General features: G+C 71.4%; 18 protein-coding genes and 1 riboswitch. Of the genes, 9 read left to right on the top strand and 9 right to left on the bottom strand.

The window, feature by feature from the left end:
- Positions 1-63 precede the first annotated feature (63 nt).
- Positions 64-450 carry a VOC family protein gene (locus tag AC07DI_RS08360; protein ID WP_478903447.1) on the top strand — a complete coding sequence of 129 codons (387 nt, stop codon included), beginning with the start codon at positions 64-66 and terminating at the stop codon, positions 448-450.
- Positions 451-747: 297 nt separating this feature from the next.
- On the opposite strand, the gene AC07DI_RS08355 is transcribed toward AC07DI_RS08360, so the two are convergent.
- Both AC07DI_RS08355 and AC07DI_RS08350 read right to left on the bottom strand, forming a co-directional pair.
- Positions 748-1,671, bottom strand: coding sequence for an alpha/beta hydrolase fold domain-containing protein (locus AC07DI_RS08355; RefSeq protein ID WP_478903057.1), 924 nt, complete (start codon positions 1,669-1,671; stop codon positions 748-750).
- Positions 1,668-2,225 carry a quercetin 2,3-dioxygenase gene (locus tag AC07DI_RS08350; RefSeq protein WP_478903055.1) on the bottom strand — a complete coding sequence of 186 codons (558 nt, stop codon included), beginning with the start codon at positions 2,223-2,225 and terminating at the stop codon, positions 1,668-1,670. The genes AC07DI_RS08355 and AC07DI_RS08350 overlap by 4 nt, the downstream gene beginning before the upstream one ends.
- 115 nt (positions 2,226-2,340) lie before the next feature.
- On the opposite strand from AC07DI_RS08350, the gene AC07DI_RS08345 reads away from it, so the two are divergent.
- From AC07DI_RS08345 to AC07DI_RS08335, 3 genes are all read left to right on the top strand, one after another.
- Complete coding sequence (locus AC07DI_RS08345; RefSeq protein ID WP_478903053.1) at positions 2,341-2,778, top strand: MarR family winged helix-turn-helix transcriptional regulator; 438 nt, start codon at positions 2,341-2,343, stop codon at positions 2,776-2,778.
- 226 nt (positions 2,779-3,004) lie between these two features.
- Entirely contained in the window at positions 3,005-3,634 is a 630-nt protein-coding gene (locus AC07DI_RS08340) for a GNAT family N-acetyltransferase (protein ID WP_478903051.1), read from the top strand.
- Positions 3,635-4,345: 711 nt separating this feature from the next.
- Positions 4,346-5,359, top strand: a complete 1,014-nt coding sequence (locus tag AC07DI_RS08335) for an NADPH:quinone reductase (RefSeq protein ID WP_478903050.1) — start codon at positions 4,346-4,348, stop codon at positions 5,357-5,359.
- 239 nt (positions 5,360-5,598) lie between these two features.
- On the opposite strand, the gene AC07DI_RS08330 is transcribed toward AC07DI_RS08335, so the two are convergent.
- Together AC07DI_RS08330 and AC07DI_RS08325 are read right to left on the bottom strand one after the other, a co-directional pair.
- The gene (locus AC07DI_RS08330) at positions 5,599-6,006 is read right to left on the bottom strand and encodes an Imm21 family immunity protein (RefSeq protein WP_478903048.1); all 408 of its coding nucleotides are present in this window, start codon (positions 6,004-6,006) and stop codon (positions 5,599-5,601) included.
- Positions 6,007-6,266: 260 nt separating this feature from the next.
- The gene (locus AC07DI_RS08325) at positions 6,267-6,686 is read right to left on the bottom strand and encodes a hypothetical protein (protein WP_478903046.1); all 420 of its coding nucleotides are present in this window, start codon (positions 6,684-6,686) and stop codon (positions 6,267-6,269) included.
- A 440-nt stretch (positions 6,687-7,126) separates the two neighbouring features.
- Between AC07DI_RS08325 and AC07DI_RS08320 the strand changes: the two genes are divergently transcribed.
- Positions 7,127-9,874 carry an ATP synthase subunit B family protein gene (locus AC07DI_RS08320; RefSeq protein ID WP_478903044.1) on the top strand — a complete coding sequence of 916 codons (2,748 nt, stop codon included), beginning with the start codon at positions 7,127-7,129 and terminating at the stop codon, positions 9,872-9,874.
- A complete protein-coding gene (locus AC07DI_RS08315) occupies positions 9,871-11,655 on the top strand; it encodes a hypothetical protein (protein WP_478903042.1) in 1,785 nt (594 codons plus the stop codon). Before AC07DI_RS08320 ends, AC07DI_RS08315 begins: the two co-directional genes overlap by 4 nt.
- A gap of 45 nt (positions 11,656-11,700) precedes the next feature.
- Here AC07DI_RS08315 and AC07DI_RS08310 read toward each other — a convergent pair whose 3' ends face one another.
- The gene (locus AC07DI_RS08310; protein ID WP_478903040.1) at positions 11,701-12,666 is read right to left on the bottom strand and encodes a pirin family protein; all 966 of its coding nucleotides are present in this window, start codon (positions 12,664-12,666) and stop codon (positions 11,701-11,703) included.
- A 335-nt stretch (positions 12,667-13,001) separates the two neighbouring features.
- Between AC07DI_RS08310 and AC07DI_RS08305 the strand changes: the two genes are divergently transcribed.
- Together AC07DI_RS08305 and AC07DI_RS08300 are read left to right on the top strand one after the other, a co-directional pair.
- On the top strand, positions 13,002-13,886 hold the full coding sequence (locus tag AC07DI_RS08305) for a DUF2382 domain-containing protein (RefSeq protein ID WP_478903039.1): 885 nt from the start codon (positions 13,002-13,004) through the stop codon (positions 13,884-13,886).
- A gap of 245 nt (positions 13,887-14,131) precedes the next feature.
- Positions 14,132-16,894, top strand: coding sequence for a glycosyl hydrolase family 65 domain-containing protein (locus tag AC07DI_RS08300; protein WP_478903037.1), 2,763 nt, complete (start codon positions 14,132-14,134; stop codon positions 16,892-16,894).
- A 55-nt stretch (positions 16,895-16,949) separates the two neighbouring features.
- Here AC07DI_RS08300 and AC07DI_RS08295 read toward each other — a convergent pair whose 3' ends face one another.
- Positions 16,950-17,990: a phosphotransferase gene (locus AC07DI_RS08295; RefSeq protein WP_478903036.1), complete on the bottom strand. Its 1,041-nt coding sequence runs from the start codon at positions 17,988-17,990 to the stop codon at positions 16,950-16,952.
- A 181-nt stretch (positions 17,991-18,171) separates the two neighbouring features.
- Positions 18,172-20,490, bottom strand: coding sequence for a 5-methyltetrahydropteroyltriglutamate--homocysteine S-methyltransferase (gene metE / locus AC07DI_RS08290; RefSeq protein ID WP_478903035.1), 2,319 nt, complete (start codon positions 20,488-20,490; stop codon positions 18,172-18,174).
- Between the two features lie 163 nt (positions 20,491-20,653).
- Positions 20,654-20,889, bottom strand: a riboswitch (cobalamin riboswitch).
- 210 nt (positions 20,890-21,099) lie between these two features.
- Between metE and AC07DI_RS08285 the strand changes: the two genes are divergently transcribed.
- Positions 21,100-21,891: a GNAT family N-acetyltransferase gene (locus tag AC07DI_RS08285; RefSeq protein ID WP_478903446.1), complete on the top strand. Its 792-nt coding sequence runs from the start codon at positions 21,100-21,102 to the stop codon at positions 21,889-21,891.
- Here the strand turns inward: AC07DI_RS08285 and AC07DI_RS08280 are convergent.
- Together AC07DI_RS08280 and AC07DI_RS08275 are read right to left on the bottom strand one after the other, a co-directional pair.
- Positions 21,885-22,703, bottom strand: a complete 819-nt coding sequence (locus tag AC07DI_RS08280; protein WP_478903034.1) for a hypothetical protein — start codon at positions 22,701-22,703, stop codon at positions 21,885-21,887. The genes AC07DI_RS08285 and AC07DI_RS08280 overlap by 7 nt on opposite strands.
- Positions 22,704-22,873: 170 nt before the next feature.
- A complete protein-coding gene (locus AC07DI_RS08275; protein WP_478903032.1) occupies positions 22,874-24,082 on the bottom strand; it encodes a hypothetical protein in 1,209 nt (402 codons plus the stop codon).
- Between the last annotated feature and the right edge of the window lie 44 nt (positions 24,083-24,126).

Genomic DNA, 24,126 nt, shown 5'->3' with positions numbered 1-24,126 from the left:
TCCACATGACCAGGACCGAATCTGTCCTGGTCCCGACGTAGCGTCTTCGCCATGAGCATGAGCATGAGCACGGGAAATACTTCCGCACCCACATTCCGCTACTCGGCGGTCACCTTCGACTGCCCGGACCCCGCCGAAATGGCCCGCTTCTACGGCGAGGCCCTCGGTCTGCCTGTCGTCTTCTCCACCGAGGACTTCGTCCTCCTCGGCCAGGAGGGATCGGCCGGACTGGGATTCAACCGGCTGTCCGACTACCGCCGTCCCACCTGGCCGGATCCGGCCCAGGAGAAGCAGGCCCACATCGAACTGGGCGTAGACGACTTGGATGCCGCCCAGGCCCGGCTCCTCGCCCTGGGAGCCGTCAGGCCCGAATTCCAGCCGGACCCCGACCGGTGGCGGGTCCTGCTGGACCCGGCAGGCCACCCGTTCTGCATCTCCACCCTGGTCTGAGCACGACCTGCAGATTGATGCGGTCCCGGCGTGACCGACGGAGATACGGCCACACCACAGCGGTGTCAGTGCCGTCGCCATCGAGGGTGAGGCGGCGCCAGATGCGGATCGCGATGCCGCCGGGGCGCGGCCCACACGGTTCAGCCTGCGTGCGGGGCCGGACGTACGCACCCCAAGGACACGCTGCCCGGACGCGGCTGGGGGAGCGACGGAGGGCGTGAACTGCCGGTTCGTCGCCTGACCGCGGGGTGCGGGCGGACAACTGCATGGGGTACCGACCTGCCCCCCGGGGAATCGCTAAACGCCAAGGCTGCGGGCGAAGGCCAAGGAGTGGGAGAAAAGTTCCTCCACTTCGGTGTCGGGCAGGCCGTGCCAACCGTGATCGGCGCCCGGCACCGTCCACAACTCAACCGCCGCGCCGGCCTGCTCCAGTGCTGCGGCCAGGGACCGGCTGTGTGAGCAGTCGACCAAGGTGTCCTGGTCTCCATGGACCAGGAGGAACGGTGGCGCGCCGGGCCGGACGTGAGCGAGGGGACTGGCCGTGCGGGCGCGTTCCGGGACGTTGGCCGGGGCCGCTCCGAGCAGGCGCGCCTCGGGGGTCGCGGGGTCTTCGGGGTCGAAGCAGCCACGGGCGGTGGTCAGGTCGCTCGGCGCGTACCAGATCACGGCGCCGACCGGCTGTACGTATTCCCTGTTCACAGGGTCAGCGTTCACAGGGGCAGCCTCGGTCAGGGCGAGGAGTGAGGCGAGGTGTCCGCCGGCGGACTCGCCCCACACCACCGTCCGCCCGCTGTCGATGCCGAGTTCCGCCGAGCGCAGGGTGAGCCAGCGCAAGGCGGAGCGCAGATCGTCCAGCGGGGCGGGGAAGGTGGCCTCGCCGCTGAGCCGGTAGTCGGCGCAGGCGACGGCGAAACCCGCGGCTGCGATGCGCGCGAGGGGCCGGGGCGACCAGTGGCGGGTACGCAGCCCCATGTCGTCGCGCCGCCCCCTATGCCAGGCGCCGCCGTGCACGAACAGCACCAGCGGGGCGCGGCGCGCCGCCTCGTCGGCCTCGGGCAGCCAGAGGTCGAGTTCCAGCGGGCGGCTGCCGTCGATCTCTTGGTAGGGCACTCCGCGCAGTTCCCGAACCCCGGGCGCGCTCATCGCCGCGGGTGGCAGGGCAGCGCGGTCGGGGTGGGGCGCGGCGATGAGTTCTCGCAGCGAGGGCTCGCGCGCCGTCACCGGGTACGCCACTGGTGATCGGGCAGGAAGCGTACGTCGTAATGCTGCGGGACCGTCTCGAACTTCCCGGCTTCCGGGATGACGGGCTGGTGCGGCAGGCCGAACTGTTCGGCGGGGGCGCCGAGGTTCTCGAAGAACCGCTCGAACGTGCCGCCGGGCCCCGCGGCGACGCCGACGACCTGGCTGTGGTGGCGCTCCATGCGGTAGGCGTGCGTGCAGTTCTTCGGTACGAAGCCGAAGTCGCCGGGGGTGAGCAGCTTCTCCTGCTGGATGCCTTCGGTGTCCTCGACGAAGAGACGGACCGCGCCCTGGGTGACGTAGAAGACCTCGTGGGTGTCGGCGTGCAGATGGGCCGGTATGACGTCGCCCTTGGGGCCCTCGACGGTGAAGAAGTTGAAGGTGTTCTCGGTCTGCTCGCCGCCCGCGTAGACGGTGATGAGGTCGCCGAAGAGGTGCGCGCGGTCGCCCTCGCCCTTCTCGATGAAGTAGGGCTTGCCCGGCTCCGGGGGGATGTGGGAGGCGCGGCGGTAGCGGGTGGCGTACTCGATGGTCATGCGGTCTCCTTGGATCGCCTGCCGACTGTGAATGTCAGGCAGCCTGACACAATTCCATGTCGGTGGGCAAGCCGTACAGCTATCCGGCCCCGCCGTCCGTCGTCGTGAGGAACAGATGCAAGACACCCGCCGCAATCTCCCCCAACTGCTCGGTGAGGCCCGCCGCTGGTTCGAGGAAGGGCTGCTGGCCGCCGTGGAAGCGGACGGCGTCACGCCGGTGTCCCCGACGCAGACACAGCTCTTCGCCGTCCTGGACGGCGGGGGCACGACCGTGTCGGAGTTGGCCCGGCGCATGGGTGTCACCCGGCAGACCGCGCACCAGGCCGTGCACGGTCTGATCGCCGCCGGGCTGCTCGAACAGGTCCCGGACCCCGGCTCCGCCCGGCAGCGGCTGATCCGGCGCACGGAAGAGGGGGAACGCGCACACCGCCGGGCTGTCCGCACCCTCGAACGGCTGGAGGACCAGCTCGCCGAGCGGATCGGCCGGAAGGCGGCCGATGCCTTGCGGGCGGCGCTGGAGGCGCCCTGGGGGCAGCCGCCCTCCCTCGGCTGATCGGCATGGCGCTGTCACCGCGGCGGCATGGCGAAGTCAAAGCCGGTGGCAACCGGCTGAGGCCGGCATGACCTCGCACTCCGCACTCCGACTGCATGACACCGACGTCAAGACCTGCCTCCTGCCCCGAAAATCAGCTGCCAGGACTCCACGACAATGTAATGTGTGATGTCGACTACGGCCTATTACCTGGCCGTTGGCGCGGTCGCGACTTCGGAGGGGCTTGATGGTTGAGGACTTGGTCAGGACCTGGGTGGCGGGCTGGGCGGTGTCCCGGCGGACGCCCCCGCCGGTCAAGACGCCCTGGGGGCTCTACATAGAGGTGGCCGACAGCCCCGATGAAGCGGGACGCCATGTCCTGCCCCGGGCCGAGGAGACGCTGGTCCGCGGTGCCGCCGCCTCGGTGTCCATGCCGCGCACCTGGATGAAGATGCCCGCGGAATCGGAGGAGGCCGAGTCCTGGCTGCCTCAGGGGTGGGCGCGGGAGGAGGACGGCCACCTGATGGCCGTCGACCTGATGACCACGCGCCCGGGCGTGCCCGAGGGGTACACCGTGGCCGTGGAGACCGTGCGAGCCGTTACCACTGTGCGCGTACTGGACGCGACGGGTCATCAGGCGGCCAAGGGGCAGATGGCGTCGCTCGGGGAAGCCGTGGTCGTGGACCGGGTGATGACGGAGGAGGCCCATCGACGGCGCGGGCTGGGCGGCCTCGTGATGCGTACGCTCGCCGACCACGCCGTGGGGGAGGGCGCGGTCCTCGGCGTTCTCGGCGCGACGGACGCCGGGCGTGCGCTGTACGAGACGCTGGGCTGGAAGAAGCACACGACGCTGGCGGAGTACATCTACCGGCCCTGAGAGCTGAGCAAGGACCCGGAGTCGAATGACATTCCGGTGATGCCGCGTCACGGCCATCCGCGCCCTGCTGTCGGACGTAAAGTCCCCGGGGCGGTGCGCAACTCGCGTAGGTGGCCGGCGTCAGGACTTCCTCGGCGACGCGGACCTGCTCGCCCCGAGGCGTTCGCGGGGAGTAGCTGGAGCCGGGTCGTGACGGGCGCAGGGGCAACCGGTCCTGCAGGCCGCCTGTTTGACGGCCCCGTCGGCGATGGGACCGGTCCAGGCGCGGCCTCCGATCCCTAGCGCGTACGCCGCCGCAACGTAGGTGCGGCGAGGTGCGCAGGCCTGGCTGTGCCGGGGGCGTGTCGTGCCGAGCCGACGATGCGGCGTCGTCAGCCCGTCGTGGTGCGGCGGGCGTAGGCGCGGGCGGCGCGGGCGCGGTCGCCGCAATCGGCGTGGGCGGCGAGGATGCCTTCGCGACCCCGGCGGACCCGCCCGCCGGGTACAGCCCGCTTGCAGCATGCGTACGCGCCCGCAGCGCAGGCAGGCTGGCTTCCTCACCTCGTCGATCCCGGCCTTCTCAACGCCAGGTACGTACCCGCAGAGTTCACCGAAACTCTCGGAATACCCCGCTCCGTAAAAGAGTTCAGAGGGAACAGCCCCATACAGAGCGGCGTCCTCCCCGGGTGCCGACCGCCTGTTCCCCAGGGGTGAACGAAGGAAGGGTGAGACATGAAGTCCGTCATCCGGACGGCTGCCGGCGGGCCCGAGGTCCTCCAACTCGTCGAGCGTCCGGTGCCCGAGCCCGGCCCTGGTGAGGTACGGGTTCGTGTGCACGTCTCAGGCGTCAACCCCACCGACTGGCGCAGCCGCAGACGCGCACTGCCACAGGGCATGAACGAACAGGTGCCCCACCAGGACGGAGCCGGGGTGATCGACGCCGTCGGTGCGCAGGTCGACCCGGAGCGGATCGGACAGCGGGTGTGGATCTGGGAGGCCGCGTGGGAGAGGCCCTGGGGAACGGCACAGCAATACACACTCGTCCCTGACCGGCATGCCGTCGCCCTGCCCGACCACGCCCCGTTCGAACTCGGCGCCGCCCTGGGCGTCCCGGCCCTGACCGCCCACCGCGCGCTGACCGTTCATGACGGCGGACCGGGGCGTATCGCGCCCGGCACCCTGCGGGGTACCACCGTGCTGGTGGCGGGCGGCGCCGGCGCTGTCGGCAACGCGGCCGTTCAACTCGCCCGCTGGGCCGGAGCGCGTGTAGTCACCACGGTCAGCAGCCCCGCCAAGGCCGCGCTGGCGCGCGCAGCCGGCGCCCACCGGGTGGTCGACTACCGCACGCAGGACGCGGCCGCGGAAATCCTGGACTTCGCCCCCGAAGGCGTCGATATCGTCGTGGAGGTCGCACCGGGCGCCAACACCTCTCTCGACATCGTGGTGGCCGCCCCGGGGGCCGTGGTGGCCTACTACTCGGGTGGCGAGGGGGAGCGGCTGTCCGTCCCGGTACTCACCTCACTGCCGGCGAACCTGCGCTGGCAGAGCGTCTTCGTCTACACCGTGCCGCCTGCGGCGAAGCGGCAGGCGCTCACCGACGTCGCGGCGGCCGTGGACGCGGGGGCGCTGCGCGTGGGCGAGGAAGCCGGACTGCCGCTGCACCGCTTCGTGCTGGAGCGCGTCGCTGACGCCCACGCCGCGCTCGAGAAGGGGGTCGTCGGAAAGGTCCTTCTCGACATCCCGTGAGCGTGGCACCGGCTGCCGGCCGGCGCCGTGCACCCGCAAGTCCGCACGCCGCGTCGTATCCGACATCCAGCCGACATCGGCCGTGAGACCGACACGAAATACGGGAACCGGCAAATCGCCGGATTACGTCTGGGTCATGTCGACGAACCGCGGGTAGCGGCCTGAAAGGCGATGGTGATGGTGACGGTGGGGCCGTTTCGCGGCGCGGCTGACCGCACCCAGCCTGAAGCACTGTCGGTTCAGGATTCGGCGGGCAGGAGCTGGACCAGGCCGACCCCGTTCTCCTCGTCCACCCCGGTCTGCGTGGCGCGGACCCTCCAGCGGCCGGCGGGCAGTAGGACCGGCGCCTCAGCGGGCATCCCACCATCGGGGTACTCGATGCCCAGGTCGGCACCTGCTTCGGCGGAGTCCATGAGCACCGCCGGGCCGTCCGAGGCCCAAGTGCCGCACTGCTCCCAGACCGTGGCCGGGTCTGCAAGGACTGTGTCCGCCGCGGCTCTCAGTCCGGCCTCGGAGTCGGCGGCGCGCCATCGCAGGAACGCTCGGTGCTGGGGCAGACAGCAGCTGGTCGCCGGCTCGTCCGCCAGCACCGCAGCAGCTGCGGGACAGCCCTTGGTGGCGGAGCAGGTGTGTACTTCAGGTGGCACTTGAGCACCACAGTTGACACTGGATACGGCAGACTCAGGCGTCATGCCGATACATCCCGACGCTGAGTACGCCCGCCAGGCGGAAGAGGAGTGGCAGCGCCTTCGCACGGAGGCGAGCGAACTGCCCGATCCGTGGGCGCCTCTTGGCCTTGCCGCAGCGGGTTGCGGCGAGCTCGCGGACGAGGCCGGCCAACGGCGCGGGCAGGACGATCGGCGAGGTGCCGGACGTAATGGGGACAGTGTTGCCGCCCAAGTGGTCGTCATCGACAGAGAGTTGGCTGGTGGTGGCGATCTCCTGTGCGTAGAGGATCAGCAGCAGCCCCGCGACGCGGTCCAGGTCCGGATGGGTGCAGGTCCCCAGTGTGAGTCCTTGTGGTGAGCCAGTCGAGGAAGTAGTTCGCCGCGGTGACGTGGCAGCGCACGTTCAGGTACTGGAGCCGGATGGTGTGGTCTTCGCCGAGGCGGCGCCGGAATCGGCGCAGGTGGTGCCAGACCGCGTAGCCGTGCAGGATCCGGCGCTCGGTGAGATCGGTACGGGCCTGGACCGTGCTGGTGGTCCATTTCTCCAGAGCGATGAGCCGTTCATCGCGGGGCGGGAAGGCGCCGGTCGCGACGAGGACATTGCGCAGGTGAGCCAGCGCCTTGCCCGGGGGCAGTTCGTCGAGGATCTCGTGGGTCACGGGCCGCTCGTCGCGGCCTGTACGCTCCCAGGAGATCTCCCGGGCCGGTACCCGCCCCCTCACCCAGCGAGGAGACCAGCCGCTACCGGCGGACCGTCGCCTCAGGGGCGCACAGGAGCGAAAGGGGGGCGTGCGGGCGCACGTACGCGCCACTCAGCCCCATCCCGTGCCAGCATGACCACCCTGAGCAGGCAGCCACCCTGCCAACCGCACCTCGCCAGACACACCGGAAACAGGGGGTCGCGGGCGCGGATTGCCCCTCCGGGCCGCCCGCGCACCGCCCGGCCCGGGACCCGACCGTCCTCTTCACAACACCTAGCCGCACGGGTCCCGCACGCCCACCGGCCCACGACCGCACCGGGACGGGGCGCGGGCGCGGTGCGGCATCCTCCGAACGAGATGGCGCAGCCTCGCGACCGTATGAGACGTGGAGTGAACTCGTGGCGCTGATCGTGACATTCACCGGCAGGACACCACTGGGCACGGCGGGCGGTGGCCTGCCGCACCAGATCTGGTCCTACTCCGTACAACCCGGCATCGGGGCCGACCTGCGCATCGGCCAGCGCATCGCTCTGGCCGTCCCGGCGGACGCCGATGTGCGCGACCCCCGGCTGTTCCCCGGCGTGGCCGCTCTGGAGGGCATGTTCGTCGAACCCGACGGCGGCCTGAGCCGCACCTATACCGGGCGGGTGATCACTACGCCGGGCACGCAGACCCTAGCGTTCGTCGCCCCGCCCGCCCAGCAGGAGCGCGAGCTGTTCCTGGTGACACGCACCGGCTCCACCCCGTGGACGGTGACGCCCTTCGCCAAGGCGCAGGGCGAGGACGTGGGGAACACCCAGGTGCTCCCCGCTCCCGCCCCGACCCCCAGGGCCCCCAACGGCCGCCCGGTCACCGACTTCGCCGGGACCCTGCCATACGCCAGCGAACTCTTCGGCGTCTACCAGCCGCTGCCCGGATGGCTCGGCTATTCCAGCAGTAGTCGTCTGGCCGAGGCGGGCGGCGGCGAGCGTCCGGCGCGCGAGCTGTTCAGCGGCGAGGCAGCACGTGACCTCGACGTCCCTGGCCTCGGCCCCCTTCTCTGGACGCCCGACGGCGCCGGGGACTCCGCGCTCGCGCTGCCGCAGCCGCCCACCGAGGGCATCCTCAGCCCGGTGGGCCTGGTGGACCTCTTCCGCGAATACTTCTTCGAGTTCGACACTTTCCTGGGCGCCCCCGTCGGTCACCTCTGGCTCAGCCCCGGCGGCACTGTGGAGGTGGTGGAGACCTCCACCCGCCGCACTCTCGTCGAGCGCAGCGCCGAGCAGTCCGAGGAGAGCGTCGTACGCACGGAGGAGTCCCTGACCGACCAGACCGATGTCGCCGACGCGGTCAAGGAGGACAACGCCAGCGAGACCTCCCTCGGCGTCACCGCCAACGCGGGCGCGAACTACGTCGGCATCGCCCACGCCGACGTCAGCACCAGCTACAGCACCAAGAACACCACCAACAGGTCCTCGGAGGTGACGCACAAGCACAGCAGGACCCAGAGCTCCAAGGTCAGCAGTGAGATCCACCGCAACTTCAAGACCACCTTCAAGACGGTGACGGAGACCACCGACACCTCCAGCCGCCGCTACGTCGTCCAGAACACCACCGACCGGCTCGTCAACTACGAGCTGCGCCGCAAGATGCGCAAGGTCGGCATCCAGCTCCAGCACATCGGCACCCAGATGAGCTGGCAGGTCTTCGTCGGCGACCCGGGGCGCGGCCTGGGCCTCGGCGAGCTGCTCCACGTGGTCGAGGCCCCTGACCTGACCTCGCTGAAGAAGCCGGTGCCGCCGGACCCGCTGGGCCTCACCCAGACCAGCTACACCGACATCTTCCCCGCCCAGCAGCACCCCACCAGCGACAACGGGCCCCATCTGGCCGAGGACTGGACTCCTCAGCAGGGGTTCGACCGGCTCTGGCACGGCCACTCCAACGAGTACCTGATCGCGCACTTCGACTTCACCCCCGTCTCCCCCGGCCCCGGATACAGGCTCAGCGCCAAGGTCGACAAGCCGATCCGGCTGAAGGAGGCGAAGGCGGGCAACGGCAGCGGCACCAAGTTCCTCGCCGACTACGAGATCATCGACCGTGACTCGGGCCAGTTCCGCGTCAACTGCAAGCTCGTCAACTTCGCCAACAGCAACTACGTCAGCCTCACCCTCATCATCTTCTGGGACCCGCCGGACGTGAACCCCGCGCAGGCGGCCTACGAACGCGATCTGGCCGAGTACCGCAAAGAGGTGGCCAAGCTCCAGCGTGCCGCGTACGCCCGCGCCGTACGGGAACGGGCGGAGCTGGTCAGCAAGGTGCGCAGGCGCCCGCCGGAGGAACTGCGCAAGGAAGAGCGGCAGTCGGTCTTCGCCAACCTGATCACCCAGCTCGACCTCTTCCACGGACGCCGCCCCCATCTCGGCTCCGAGCTGATCCGGCAGATGTTCGACGTCGACCGCATGCTCTACTTCGTCGCCCCGGACTTCTGGCGGCCCGGCGCCGCCTCCGCCGCCGGCGAGCACTCCCAGGGCCGGGTCCCCGTCCCGACGCACGACTGGGACCTCACCGAGGGCGATCCGCTCGCCGGCGCGACCGTGCCCAGCCACTACGCGCACACCAGCGCCAACAACCCGCCGGAGGCCGCACACCCGGTGAACCTGGGCAAGCCCGAATGGCGCATCAACTACCCGCTCACCGAGAACGCGCAGGCCGCGCCGATGGGCAGCTCCCTGGGCTGGCTGATCCAGACCGACGGCGACGAACGCCGCAACGAGTTCCTCAACTCCGCCTGGGTCACCGCCGTCCTGCCCATCCGGGCGGGACACGAGGTCGAGGCCCTCGGCTGGCTGATGGGCGCACACGTCGAGGGCGAGGCCGCGCTCGCCAAGCCCTACCCCTGGCAGACGGGCGACCCGGACACCTACCGGGACAAGACCATCGGCCAGGTCCTGGAGCTGCGCGCCCGTGAACTCCAGGAGAAGAACACCGACATCGCCAACACGCTGCGCGCCGAGAAGGTCTTCGAGACCGGCTTCGACCCGCTCGACGGCGGCTTCCGGCCCGCCGAGCCGTACAAGGTCTTCGACCAGTGGGTGGAGGTGCTGCCCACCGACCAGGTGGTCGCGGTCGAGGTCCAGTACGACCCCAAGACCGGACAGCAGCGGTGAGGCTGCATATCTCCTGGGCCGACCGACCGCACTTCCTGCTCAAGAGGGCGGTGGCGGAGATCCACCTGGACCCGCCCTTCCCCGACTGGTGGCAGAGCGGCACGGGCCGGACCGTGGCACCGCTCTCGCAGGACGACACCGGCGCGGTCTTCGACGTCCCTGCCAAGACGCCGATGCGACTCGACGTGCGGGTCACCCCCTCGGCCGGAGGCCGCGCCGGCCCCGTTGGCCTGGAAGTCGTCCAGTTGCTCCGGCTCACCGAACAAGGCGTGCCCATCTACGACGGGCACGCCATCAACCGCACAGTCGTGGCCATGCACAAGACCCACCCCGGCCAGGACGTCGTACCGGGGCAGAAGCCCGTCGTGCTCCCGGAGGGCGGCCCCGCGCAGGTCTTCACCGGGCCCCACCCGCTTCTCACCACGGGCCCCCGCGCCGCCTCGCTGCGCGTCGCCGCCGACTTCCTCGACATCACCGGCCTGTGGTGGGAGCTGCACCACAAGCCGACGCTCCGCAAGGGAGTGCCGGGCTCCCCGGCCGCCTACCGCCAGTGGCACTTCAACTCCTGGTACCTCGATCCGGAATGCGCCGGGCAGCCCACCCGGCTGCGCGTGCTGGCCAGCACCTGGGGCGTGCCACTGGTCTGGTTCGCGGCCCTGCCGCCCACCGCGATGGGCCCGCTCCCCGCACAGACCCGGATCGGCGGCGCGGTCTTCTACCGCCCCGTGTTCAGCGCCTACCCCTACCCGTCGGACCGCGAGAAGGGTCTGACCTCCCCCGTGCACAGCCTGCTGGGCATGGAACAGCTCGCCCGCTATCTGCTCCAGGGACGCAACCGGTCACAGGCCCCGGGCATCGGCTATTACTCCCCGTACGACACCTGGCTCCTGGATCACTTCCGCAGGTCCGAGGAAGAGGAGGAAGAGGACGGACCGCAGACCTGGCCGAGCAAGCACATCCTGAACCTGCCCATCGCCCTGGAGCACCAGTTGGCGCGCTCCGCCACTCTGCTGAAGGAGGCGGACAACCCCGAGCAGCGGGTGCTGCTGATGCCCTGGCCCGCCGCGGGCGGCGTCGACGGCGCCTACGACCACACGATGCGCGCGGGACTCGCCCCGCACATCGCCCAGGCAGTGGCGCTGCTCTGGTCGACCGGGGCGCTCGGCGGGCGCGGCCAGCCGCTGTCCGTGCGCGGACTCGCCCCCATCGCGTTCCACGGCGGCTCCTCCGCGCCGCTGCGGCTGGACCCACTGCTCTGGATCGCGGGCTACAGCCGTGGCGGGGACGCCGTCACCAGGACCGTGGAGAACAACGGCGAGAGCCTCGCCCGGGTGATCTCGGTCGACGACGGCCGGATCAACCGCCGCCGCGACGGCTTGCTCCGTGCCGCCGCCGCGGCGGCACGCGCGGGGCGGCGTCTGCGGGTGTTCGTGGTGAAGTCCCCATACACCGGACCCGTTCCCCACTCCCTGCTCGAGGAGCTGACCCGCGCGAAGGCCGACGTCACACTGCTGCCGGGCGGCGACTACACCGCCTTCTGGGCACGGCCCCCCAACGGGTCGGCCTGGCAGCGCTATCTGTTCGCCGACTGGGACAAACACGCCGAGGACGTAGCCAAGGACCTGGCCGCAGAGACCCGCGCCGCCACGCGGGGCAAGGACTACGAGAACCCGTACGACGCCATGCGGCACATGCTGGCCGTCGTCGGCGGCCAGGTCTTCGACACCGAGCCCCAGCACACGGCCAGCCGCGGTTTCCTGGAGGAGTGCCTCGGCCCCTGAGGGGGACGCCGTGGGATTTGGCCGGCCATAGTGTGTTCTCGCAGGTCAGCGTGGACGTGATCGCGGCTTCAGAGGCAAGTCCGGAAGCTCCGGTGCCCGCAGTGGTGCTCCGTCGTACCCGTGCACTTCGCCGAATCGGGTCCCTTCCATCCAGTCCTCGCGCGCACGCTCGACCTCCTCCTGTGTGCGGGCGACGAAGTTCCACCACATGATCAGTTCCTCGTCGAAGGGCTCGCCGCCGAGCAGCATGAACTCCGCGTCCGACGCGGCCCGCAGGGGCAGCTCGCTGCGTCCGCAGCCCAGGTAGAGCATCGAGCCCGGCAGGACTGGTACGCCGTCGACGTGCACCTCGCCCGCCATCGACAGGACCCCGTACTCGAAGTCGGGGTCGAGCGGCAGGCGGGCCTCGGTGCCGGAGGTCAGGGTGAGGTCGGCGCCGACGATCGGTGTGTACGTGGTGCCGGGGGACGTGGCGCCGTCCAGGGCGCCGAGGATCACCGTCGCTCGCAGGCCGGGCGCGGTGACCGTCGGCAGCTCGGCGTGGTGCTCGAACTCAGGGTCGGTGTGCCGGTGCGCGTCCGGCAGCGCCACCCACAGCTGCGCTCCGTGCAGGAGGCGGGCGTGCGGCTTCGGTGACTCCTCCGAATGCGAGATGGCCCGGCCCGACGTCATGAGGCCGAGCTCGCGCGGGCGGATGGTCTGCAGGCTGCCGGTCGAGTCGCGGTGCAGCACCTCGCCTTCGTGCAGCCAGCTCACGGTCTGCAGGCCCATGTGCGGGTGGGGCGGCACCTGCATGCCGGGTTCGTCGGCGATGTCGTCGGGGCCGTAGTGGTCGACGAAGGCCCACGCCCCGATCATGCGGCGCCCGAGGTTCGGCAGCAGCCTGCGGACCTCGGTCGACGCGCCGAGCCGTACCCGGCGCGGGCTCAGCAGCTCACGGACGGGTTCGGCGACGACGAACCCGCGCCCGCCGCACAGCGAGGGAACCGCCTGACGGTCAAGGTTGCTCATGCGGCTCAACCTAGCTTGCGATCATGGCGGGCGGCAGAGTCCTCCCGTACGTCTCCCCGTACCGGTGGCTGCGCAATCTGCTCCTCGCGCGGCCGGGAACCGCAGCGGGGTTCGAAAGGCGTCACACGAATGGGCTAATCAGGCGCAGGCCGCATCAGACCGGTCCGATCGCCGCAACCGTGCCTCAGCAGGCCCTTTGTCTCGCGATCCGTGCACGCTGCGTGACTCTCCTGGTTGCGGGAGGAAGCGGTACGGAGCGGAGTGGAGGGGAGGCGTGCGTCGTCCGTGGCGAGAGTCGATTCTGCCCGTCGCGCGCTCCAAGGGAGTGATCACCCATGACGCAGGGCGAGGCCTTCACCAACCCCGACGGGCTTGCGGGCCTGACGGCCTATGACCAGACCGGCGAGAAGATCGGCAGCGTCGAGCAGGTCTACCTCGACGACCGTACCGGCCGCCCCGAGTGGGTGACCGTGAAGACCGGTCTCTTCGGGATGAAGCAGAGCTTCGTCCCGCTCGCCGGCGCCCGTCGCCAGGAGGACCAGCTGCATGTGGCGACCACGAAGGAGGCCGTCAAGGAGGCCCCGCGCGTGGACGCCGACCAGCACCTTGAGCCGGAGGAGGAGCACGAGCTCTACCGGCACTACGGGCTCGCGCGGCCCGAGGCCACCGCCGGCGGCATGGCAGGCGGCGTGGCGGGCGGTGGCATGCGGCCCGGCGCCGCCGGCCGCGGCGACCTGGCCGGAGCGGGTGCGGGAGGCGGTCGTGAGTTCGCGACCCGCGCCGGAGCGGACCGCGACCGCAAGGGTGACGAGATGATCCGCTCCGAGGAGCGGCTGCACGTCGGCAAGGAGGAGGAGACGGTCGGCCGGGCCCGCCTGCGCAAGGTGGTCGTCACCGAGGACGTGACGACGTCCGTACCCCTTTCGCACGAGGAGGTCCGTGTCGTCCGCGAGCCCATCCGTGAGGGAGACGGCACGCGCGCGAAGATCGGCGAGGAGGAGGCCGAGGTGACCCTGCACGCCGAGAGGCCGGTGGTCAGCAAGGAATCCGTGCCCGTCGAGCGGGTCCGTCTGGAGACGGAGAAGGTCACCGAGAACCGCGAGGTCTCCGACCAGGTGCGCAAGGAGCAGATCGAGTACGACCAGGCCAAGGGTGAGCGCGGTCGTGGTGACGCCAAGGGCGAGAACTGGCGCGAGCGGAAGCAGGGCCCGCGCCACTGACGCCTCTCGCAGCTCCCCGGCCGGGGACGGCTGAGGGCGGAGGCGGAGACAGAGGCAGACCGCAGAGGGAGGGAACACTCGCAGCGAGTGTTCCCTCCCTTATGTGTGCCCCGCACCTCTCGTACGACACGAACCGTCGCGCTCGCGTTCGAGAATTGACCGTTGTGGCACATCTATTGACGCGGCTTGTTCAGGAAATTTATGGTCCCTGAACCCTCGAAGGCGAACCAGAGTGACGGAGAACAATGACGTACTCCCTCGGTGTACGGCCGCGCGCCGCCCGACTGACCGCGGTGTTCCTGGCCGGAGCGCTTGTCGCCTCGGTGCCGCCCGCGGCCTCGCAGACGGCGCGGGACAACGCCACGGCTGCTTCCGCCACTCCTCCCGCCACGGCCGCGCAGTGCCGCAAGGACGACGGCTGGACGCTCGGCACCACCCGCCCCGACACACAGGACACGCACCACGCCTACGTGGGCAACGGCTACCTGGGCCAGCGCGTACCGCCCAACGGTGCCGGATACGCCGACAGTGACGTCAAGACGGGCTGGCCGCTGTTCACCCCGCGCTACGACGGCTCCTTCGTGTCCGGCCTGTACGCGCACAACAAGCAGACCGCGGGGGACAGGCAGGCCGCCGCCGCCCTCCCCACGTGGTCCGCGCTCAACGTCAGCACCGGCGGAACACAGGGCGATACCTTCAACTCTTCGACGCCCACCGGCCGGATCTCCCACTACCGCCAGTCGCTGTTCCTCCACTGCGGCGTGGTGCGGACCTCGTTGACGTGGACCGCCGCCGACGGCCGCAGGACCGACCTCGTGTACGAGGTGCTCGCCGACCGCGCCGACCCGCACGCGGGCGCCGTACGCATGAGCATGACGCCGCACTGGAGCGGCCGGGCGACCGTGACCGACCTGTTGGACGGCCGCGGCGCCCGGCGCATCCGGCAGACCGGTGGCGGCGACCGGACCGACGGGCACCGAGAACACGGCCGGGCCCCCGCCCCGAGCATGGACGTGGCCTTCCGTACGGACGGCACGAACGTGGACGGTGCCGTCGCCTCCACACTCCGCGCCGAAGACGGCGCACAGGGGGCGCGCCCCGAACGCGCCGCCGAGGCACCGAAACTGACGGCACGCCAGTCGCTGTCGCTGCCCGTCCGTCGCGGTCGCTCGTACGGCTTCACCAAGTACGTGGGCGTCGACACCGCCCTGACGTCCCGCGCGCCGCGCCGCGCCGCGACCGCGACCTCGCGGCGCGCCGCCGACCGCGGCTGGCAGGCACTTCTCCGCTCACACACCGCCGCTTGGTCGCGGCTGTGGCGCAGCGACATCGAGGTGCCCGGGCAGCGGGACATGCAGACGTGGGTGCGTTCCGCGCAGTACGGACTGTTCTCCAGCACCCGCGATGGCGCGGCGAACAGCATCGCTCCTGCGGGGCTGAGCAGCGACAACTACGCGGGTCTCGTCTTCTGGGACGCGGAGACCTGGATGTACCCGGGGCTGCTCGCCACCCGCCCCGAACTCGCCAAGTCCGTGGTCGACTACCGCTACCGCACCCGTGCGGGCGCGCGGGAGAACGCCCGCAAGCTCGGCTACGGCGGCCTCTTCTACCCCTGGAACAGCGGGAGTTCGGGCAACCTGGCCAAGGAGTGCCACAGCGTCGACCCGCCGCACTGCCGCACCCAGATCCACCTCCAGTCCGACATCTCCCTCGCCACCTGGCAGTACTACCTCGCCACCAAGGACGCCCGCTGGCTGCGCGAGCGCGGCTGGCCCGTGCTGAAGGGCATCGCCGAGTTCTGGGCGGACCGCGTCAGCCGCAACGCGGACGGCAGCTACTCGATCAAGGACACGGCCGGGCCCGACGAGTACAGCAACGGCGTCGACGACGCGGTCTTCACCAACGCCGGCGCCGTCACCGCCCTGCGCCACGCCACCCGCGCCGCCGAACTGCTCGGCCGGCAGGCCCCTGCCAGGTGGAAGTCGATCGCCGACCGCATCCGGATTCCGTACGACAAGAAGCGCAAGGTCTTCCAGCAGTACGACGGCTACAAGGGCAGCACCATCAAGCAGGCCGACACCGTCCTGCTGATGTACCCGCTGGAATGGCCGATGCCCGAGGGCGCCGCCGCAGGAACCCTCGACTACTACGCCCAGCGCACCGACCCCGACGGTCCGGCCATGACGGACTCGGTGCACGCCATCGACGCCGCCGGGATCGGCGAGGCCGGCTGCTCCACGTACACCTATCTGGAGCGCTCCATCAAGCCGTTCGTACGCGGTCCCTTCGCCCAGTTCTCGGAGGCCCGCGGCGAGAAGGCGGGCGCCGAGGACCCGCTGTCGGGCTCGCCCGCGCACGACTTCCTCACCGGCAAGGGAGGCTTCCTGCAGGTCTTCACCAACGGCCTGACCGGCCTGCGGATGCGGGAGAACCGACTCCACCTCGACCCGATGCTGCCCCCGCAGCTCGACCGCGGCGTCAACCTGCACGGTCTGACCTGGCAGGGCAGGACGTACGACATCGACCTCGGCGCCCACCACACCACCGTGCGCCTCACCGGCGGCGAGCCGATGACGCTCGACACCCCGCAGGGCGAGCAGGTCGTCAGCAAGGGCGCCCCGGCCGTCCTCAAGACCCGCCGCCCCGACCTCAAGCCCACCACGAACGCGGCCCGCTGCACCAGTGCCACGGCCACCTCCCAGCAGCCCGGCATGTACGCGGGCGCAGCCGTCGACGGCAACACGGCCACGGCCTGGGTCCCGGACGGCGCACGCGGCCGGCTGACCACGCACCTCGCCCGGCCCGTCCACGTCAAAAGGGTCACCCCGACCTGGAGCGACACCAAGCCCGCGGCCCACACCATCGAGCTCTCCCTCGACGGCAGGCACTGGCACCGCGCGAGCGCGGACACGGGCGAGGGACGACTCGCACGCTATGTGCGGGTGACGGTGCGCGGTGACGCGAAGGCGAAGAAGCATCCGGGCATCGCCGAGCTGACGGTCAACTAGGTGTCCGGGTGTATTGAGCCGCAGGGGCGATACACCTGGCGCCGGGGCATTGTCGCTACGGCCGCCGGGACGGCAGCGGACGCAGCGTGGGCCACTGGGCCAGTATGGCGGTGCGCATCGCCGTCGCGAGGCGGCCCAGGTCGGCCAGCTCGCCACCCCCGGCGGTGAGGCGGCCGACGACTCCGAGGCGGTGTGCCAGGCGCTGCCGGGCCGTCGCCGTGCCCCAGTGCCAGTCCCGTTCCGACAGCTCGGCCAGGTGGTCCGTGGTGCCGCGCTGCGCCCGCTGGACCAGCGCGTCGCCCCGCAGCACCCAGCCCGCGCACGCGTCCGCGAGGTCGCACTCCGTGTCGGCGCCGGTGTCGGCGCCCGTGGCCTCGCGCCAAGCCGTGCGGTACGCGGTCTCGGCCGCCGCAAGGAGCGGCGGCGCCGGGGCGGTCGAGCACCAGCAGGTCGGAAAGCCGATGCGGAGGTAGGCGAGCTCGACGAGTCCGTTGCCCAGCGAGGCCTGCTCGAAATCGATGAACCTGACGCCGTCGGCGGTGTGCAGGTCGTTGCCGGGGCAGGGGTCACCGTGCAGGAGCGAGCGGTGCGGCGTGCAGGACAGGCGGTTCACCAGGGCGTCCAGCGCGGCCGGGACGGAGCGGGGCACCTCGACACCGAGTCTTCGGGCCAGCGCGAGGAAGGAGTCGATGTCGTCGTGGTCCGGGCCCGGCCAGGTGGGCAGAGTGCTCGCGGTGTCCGTGTCGGCGGCCGCGTGGAGCCGGGCCAGTGCGGCGGCGTACTCGACCACCCAGTCCTCGCGGGGCGGCCGTTCCTCCAGGTGCTCCAGGACCAGGACCCGGTCGTCGGGGTCGGTGCCGAGGAGTACCGGCACCACCGGTGGATCGACCCGGGAAGCGAGCCGCAGCGCGCCGACCTCGCGCGCGTACCTGTCGTCGGCGTCCGGCCCCTCCACGAGCTGCTTGATCACCACGGGCGTGCCGGACAACTCGGCGCGCCACACCCGTGACCGGGGGCTGCTGGCCAGTTCGCGGGCCCGGCCCGGCACACCCAGCCCGGCTCTCAGCTTCTCCCCGAACGGCAACCGTGACCGCATGTCCCACAGGCTCCTCAGCGTCGATGGCCCGGCGGCCGCGGCGCTGCTTTCCCGCAATGCCGGTGCCGGTGCCGAGCACAATAGGGGGCGCGGACTGCCGAGCGGTGCAAGGGGGTTGGGTGCGCCGATCCGGTCCCTGCCCTCGTACGCGCGGGGCCGGATCAGCGGGCCTGACCAGCCGTCAGGAGGCGGACAACTCCTCTCGGACCGTCCTGGCCGCCACGACCAGGTTCTCCAGGGACGCGCGGGTCTCGGGCCAGCCGCGCGTCTTCAGGCCGCAGTCCGGATTGACCCACAGCCGTTCCGCGGGGATCGCCTCAAGCCCCTTGCGCAGCAGGGCCGCTGCCTCCTCGGCGTCGGGCACGCGCGGGGAGTGGATGTCGTAGACGCCGGGGCCTGCCTCGCGCGGGTAGCCGTGGGCGGCGAGTTCGCGGGCGACCTGCATGTGGGAGCGGGCCGCTTCCAGGCTGATGACGTCGGCGTCGAGGTCGTCGATGGCCTGGACGATGTCGCCGAACTCGGCGTAGCACATGTGCGTGTGGATCTGCGTGTCGGGCCGCACCCCGCTCGTGGTGAGGCGGAACGCCTCGGTGGCCCAGGCGAGGTAGGCGGGGTGGTCGGCGGCGCGCAGGGGCAGCGTCTCGCGCAGGGCGGGCTCGTCGACCTGGATGACGGACGTCCCGGCCGCCTCCAGGTCGGTCACCTCGTCGCGCAGTGCGAGGGCGACCTGGCGGGCGGTGTCGGCGAGCGGCTGGTCGTCGCGGACGAAGGACCAGGCGAGCATGGTGACGGGGCCCGTGAGCATGCCCTTGACGGGGCGCTCCGTCAGGGACTGGGCGTACGTCGTCCAGCGCACCGTCATCGGCTCCGGTCGCGAGATGTCACCGGCGAGGACCGGCGGACGCACATAGCGGGTGCCGTACGACTGGACCCAGCCGTGCTGCGTGGCGAGGTAGCCGGTGAGCTGCTCGGCGAAGTACTGCACCATGTCGTTGCGTTCGGGCTCGCCGTGCACCAGGACGTCGAGGCCCGTCTTCTCCTGGAAGGAGATCACCTCCTGGATCTCGGCCCTGACGCGCTCCTCGTACCCGGCGGCGTCGATCCGTCCCGCCCGCACATCGGCGCGGGCCGTGCGCAGTTCGGTGGTCTGCGGGAAGGAGCCGATGGTGGTGGTCGGCAGCAGTGGGAGGCCGAGGGCGGCGCGCTGGGCCGCCGCGCGCTCGGGGTAGGGCTGGGAGCGGCGGGCGTCGGCCTCCGTGACGGCGCCGGCGCGGGCGCGGACGGCCGGGTCGCGGGTGATGGGGGAGCCTGCCCGGGACGCCAGATCGGCGCGGTTGGCGGCGAGTTGGGTGGAGATCGTGTCGGTGCCCCGGGCCAGGCCCCGGGCGAGCGTCACGATCTCGGTGGTCTTCTGGCGGGCGAAGGCCAGCCAGCGCAGGATCTGCGGCTCGATGTCCCGTTCCAGGGTGGCGTCGACGGGGACGTGGAGGAGGGAGCAGGAGGCGGCCACGTCGACCCGGTCGGCCAGGCCGAGCAGGGTGCCGAGGGTGGCCAGGGACTTCTCCAGGTCGTCGACCCAGATGTTGCGGCCGTTGACGACCCCCGCGACCAGCCGTTTGCCGGGCAGCCCGCCGGCGGCGGCGAGCGCGTCGAGGTTGGCGGCCGCCGCATCGGTGAAGTCGAGGGCGAGGCCCTCGACCGGGACCTTGGCGAGCAGGGGAAGGGCGTCGCCGAGCCGGTCGAAGTACGAGGCGATGAGGAGCTTGGGCCGGTCGGTGAGGGCGCCGAGGTCGCGGTAGGCGCGCTCGGCCGTGTTCAGTTCGGCCCGCGTACGGTCCTGGACGAGCGCGGGCTCGTCGAGCTGGACCCACTCGGCGCCCGCGGCGCGGAGGTCGGCGAGCACCTCGGCGTACACCGGCAGGAGACGGTCGAGGAGGGTCAGCGGGTCGAAGTCGGCGGCCACCCCGGGTGCGGGCTTGGCGAGCAGCAGGTAGGTGACGGGGCCGACGAGGACGGGGCGCGCCGAGAGGCCCAGCGCATGGGCCTCCCCGAACTCGGTGACCTGCTTGGTGGAGTCGGCGCGGAAGACGGTGCCGGGCCCCAACTCCGGCACCAGGTAGTGGTAGTTGGTGTCGAACCACTTCGTCATCTCCAGCGGCGCCACGTCCTGGGTGCCGCGCGCCATCGCGAAGTAGCCGTCGAGCGCGTCCCTCTCGACCGCGGTGCGGTGACGCTCGGGGACGGCGCCGACCATGACGGTGGTGTCAAGGACGTGGTCGTAGTACGAGAAGTCGCCGGTCGGGACTTCGTCGATGCCGGCGTCGGCGAGTTCGCGCCAGTTCGAGCGGCGAAGCCCGGCGGCGGTGGCCGCGAGGGCGTCCGCGGTGACGCGGCCCTTCCAGTAGCCCTCGATCGCCTTCTTGAGTTCGCGGTCACGACCCTGACGGGGGTAGCCGTACACGGTGGCCCGTGCTGCCGCGGCTGCGGGCTTGGTGGTCACGGAGATCTCCTTCGCGAGATGAATCCCTGAGATCCCGGAGACGGGACGAGAGCGCGAAGGGCGACGGACCGGACGGGCCGGGAGCGCGCGGTCGGCGCGGTCGCCCGTCTGGTATGCACGCCGACCCGCCCACGAGGTCACCGGGATATCCGCGCACGAATGGTTCGGGCGTGGACAGCGGGCAGGTCTTCGGACTCGCGGGCCTCGTCCACCGCCTTCGGAAGAAGGCGGGCGGACACCTACTGGCCGTCGCTTCCCAGAACCGGTCTCGCGGTTCCAGTGCGTGTGACGGCGGTCGTTCCCGCTCACCGCTGCGGGGCAGTCCCGGATTCACACCGGGTTCCCTCTTGCGACGCTCCCGTCTGGCGGACGGGGCGAACCAGCTGCACCGATCACCATACGGGGCCGTCGACCGCTGTTCCGGGTCGCCCTCGGCATTCGGACGGTGAGGAGGAACACGTGCCGTGGACGCTTCGCCGGCGCGGCGGGCGGGAAAGCGACGGCGATGTTCGGCCGCGCGACTCCTTGTCGCGCCTGCCCGCGCGCGCCCTTTGGCAAGCTGCACACGTGACCGACACCCCTTTCGACGAGGCCGATCTGCGCGACCGGATGGAACGGAACCTGGCGGAACACGCCTGCCACCTGCACCGGCGCATGCCGGGTGCGAGCGTCACGGAGACCGACGACCTGCTGATCGCCGACAGCGGCCTCGATGACGACACGTTCAACATCGTCGCCGCGGCCCGCTTCACCTCCGAGACCGCACCGGCCCGCGTAGCCGAGACCACTCGGGCGCTGGCCGGAACGGGCCGCCCCTTCTCCTGGTGGGTCGGCCCCGCGACGACACCGCCCGACCTGACCGACCGCCTCACCGCCGCCGGCCTGCCTGCCACGGACGACGAGACGGCCATGTGGGCGGAGCTCGCCCCCACCCTGCCGCGCCCCTCCGCGCCCGGCCTCGACATCCGGCACGTGACCACGACCGCTCAACTCGCCGACTGCGCCACGATCCTCGCCGCGAACTGGACCCCGCCCGCCACCACCGTGCGCGACTTCTACGACCGGGCCGCGCGCCAGGTACTCGACCCGGACTGCCCGGCCCGCTTCCTGGTCGGCTACGCGGGAGGCCGCGCGGTCTGCTGCGCCGAGGTCTTCCTGCACGCGGGCGTCGCCGGGATCTACAACATCTGCACCCTGGCCGCCCACCGCGGCCGCGGATACGGCGGCGCAGTCACCCTCGCCGCCCTGCACACCGCCCGCGACCAGGAGTACGTCCACGCCGTCCTCCAGGCATCCACCGACGGCGAACCGGTCTACCGCCGCCTGGGGTTCCGCTCCTGCGGCCGGTTCACCGAACACGCCTCGCCCGCCGCGCGACCGCCGTTCGGCTTCGCCTATTGAGCACCGGCCTCCGGCTGCGCCCGGCACTCCCGCGCCCGGCGACCGGCCCCGCTGAGCAGATCGACGCGCTGACCCGCCCCCTCCTTGAGGACGTAGAGGGTGCCGTCCCCGGGGGACCAGTCGCGGGGGACGAGGAAGATCCGGTCCCCGGAGACGTGGAACAGGCGCAAACCGGCGTACTCGTACGCGTACTGGCTCCCCTTGTCGGTGACGCGACGGTAGCAACTGCCGCCGCCCCGGATCATCAGGTCCTTCGCACTGAAGACGACGACCGCGGGGAACTCATCGCGCAGGGTCCGCTCGGTCAGCTCCGCACGGCCCCGGCCGGCGATCGCCGCGTACGACGACACGGCCCAGAACAGTGACAGGACGCAGATGAACAGTGTGAGCCCCCAGAGCCGCAGGTCACGACGTTCCCGGGTGCGGGCGTACGCGCTGAGGGAGAAGCCGCCGATCGCGGCGAGCGGCAGCAGCAGGTCGGACAGCCAGGGGCTGAGCGGATACAGCGGTACGAGCGCGACGGGCACCGCCCAGGCGAACCGCAGCACCCGCACGGCGCGGGCGAGCCGTTCCGGTTCGCTCGCGGCCCGGCGCAGCAGCCCGAGCGTGCCGAGCGCGAGGCCCGCGGCCAGCCAGGCGGGGAGGTAGAGAGCGCCGACGCTGCGCAGCAGGTAGTCGCTGGTGGAGAAGTGGAAGACGGTGTCGCGCAGCCCGAGCGCCCTGGTCTCGGCGTCGGTGCTCGCCCAGCCGAAGTAGAAGAGCACGGAGGTCAGGAGGGTGACGAGGGAGCCGATGGCTCCGACGATCTCCACCCAGCCGATGCCGGGTTCGGGGGAGGGTGGGGGAGGGGGAGGGAGCGGCGGTGGAGGTGGGGCTGGTGGGGGCTCTGGGGCGGGTTCCGGTTCGGGTTCCGGTTGTGGCTCCGGTTCCGGCTCCGGCTCCGGCTCCGGTTCAGGTTCCGGTTCGGCTTCCGGGGGCTCGCTCATCGTGTAAGTGCGCTCGCCGGGCCGGGTGAACCGGGTGAACCGGCTGAAACGGAGGAGCGGGGTGACTGCGACGCGGGGGACGCAACGGGTGGTGGTGAGGACGACCGCGAGGGCGGCTGCCCGATATCGCTCCAGTTGACGGTGAACGCCGCCTGTTTGACGACCCTGGCTCCGTTCTTCGTCACCAGCGTCACGTCGATCACCGTCGGTCGTCGGCCGCCGAAGCCGTCGGGTCCCGGCAGGTCCACGGAGATCGACGCGTCCTTGCAGCACCGCGCCTTGTCGTTTTCGTCGCCGAAGGGCTTCAGGGTGATCGGGTCCGGCAGTTCCGGCGCGCGCAGTTCGACGGTGTCCGGCGCGTCCGGCCAGGTGCCTTGGAAGTAGGCGGTCGTGCCCGGCGCGTAGCTGCCGTCCGTGGCGGCGATCATGCTGTCGCAGGCCATGGTGCCCGCGGGAGCGGACCGCAGCGCCACTCGTTCACCGGGATGCCGCCGGTAGTAGGCGACGAAGCGCTGCAGGACCGCGAAGGCGTCCCCGTCCTTGCACAGGTACCCGGTGTTCCCGGCCGAGTACCCGGCCGCACGCAGCCCCGCTTCCGCCTTGACCGCGACGGCCATTCCGCCGGGATCACCCTGTGCGGCCTCGCAGACGCCGGCGAGCCCTTCGATGACCTTCCAGGCCTGCCGGGTCGCCGAGTTGTCGACCCGCTTGTTGGGGTCGACCGCGCTGTTGTACGCCTGCCGGCACTCGCCCTTCTGCAGCAGGTCGTACAGGCTGTCGGGCTCGAACGCCTCATCCGTGTTGGGCGACTTGGGTCCCCACGGCAGCCAGGCGGGCGCCTTCCCTCCGCCGCCTCCGCCGCCACTTCCGCCACCGCCGCTCCCGCTGCCACCACTACCCCCGCCGGCGTCTCCGCCACCTGTCTGCCACGCCCCGTCCGACGTACCGCCCGACGACCCGCCCGACGACCCGTCCGTCGTGGCGCCCCCGGAGTCGCCGCTGCCACTTCCGCCGGTCGCCGTCCCCGACCCCGTACCCGTGCCGCCGTCCGGCGAGCCCGAGCCGCCTCCACCACCCCGCGCCCCGCCGCCGGGTGACGCCACTCCTCGTATCCCGAAGAACAGCCCCACCACCAGCACGAAACCAACGACGGCAAAGGCCCACGTCGGCACCCGAAGGGCACGCGAACCGAAGCGAAAAGCCATGACGACACCCCCGTTTCGCCTCCCTTCATCATGCTGCGGGCAGG

The organism is Streptomyces sp. NPDC044106 (assembly GCF_056433985.1).
The sequence above is the reverse complement of the archived record's forward strand: the minus strand, read 5'-3'. Positions and strand labels throughout refer to the sequence as shown.

Bases quoted from the DNA above. Each gene is read 5' to 3' on its own strand.
- AC07DI_RS08360 (WP_478903447.1), top strand. From the start codon at position 64: ATGAGCACGGGAAATACTTCCGCACCCACATTCCGCTACTCGGCGGTC.
- AC07DI_RS08350 (WP_478903055.1), bottom strand. From the start codon at position 2,225: ATGACCATCGAGTACGCCACCCGCTACCGCCGCGCCTCCCACATCCCC.
- AC07DI_RS08345 (WP_478903053.1), top strand. From the start codon at position 2,341: ATGCAAGACACCCGCCGCAATCTCCCCCAACTGCTCGGTGAGGCCCGC.
- AC07DI_RS08340 (WP_478903051.1), top strand. From the start codon at position 3,005: ATGGTTGAGGACTTGGTCAGGACCTGGGTGGCGGGCTGGGCGGTGTCC.
- AC07DI_RS08335 (WP_478903050.1), top strand. From the start codon at position 4,346: ATGAAGTCCGTCATCCGGACGGCTGCCGGCGGGCCCGAGGTCCTCCAA.
- AC07DI_RS08310 (WP_478903040.1), bottom strand. From the start codon at position 12,666: ATGAGCAACCTTGACCGTCAGGCGGTTCCCTCGCTGTGCGGCGGGCGC.
- AC07DI_RS08305 (WP_478903039.1), top strand. From the start codon at position 13,002: ATGACGCAGGGCGAGGCCTTCACCAACCCCGACGGGCTTGCGGGCCTG.
- AC07DI_RS08300 (WP_478903037.1), top strand. From the start codon at position 14,132: ATGACGTACTCCCTCGGTGTACGGCCGCGCGCCGCCCGACTGACCGCG.
- AC07DI_RS08295 (WP_478903036.1), bottom strand. From the start codon at position 17,990: ATGCGGTCACGGTTGCCGTTCGGGGAGAAGCTGAGAGCCGGGCTGGGT.
- AC07DI_RS08285 (WP_478903446.1), top strand. From the start codon at position 21,100: ATGGAACGGAACCTGGCGGAACACGCCTGCCACCTGCACCGGCGCATG.
- AC07DI_RS08275 (WP_478903032.1), bottom strand. From the start codon at position 24,082: ATGGCTTTTCGCTTCGGTTCGCGTGCCCTTCGGGTGCCGACGTGGGCC.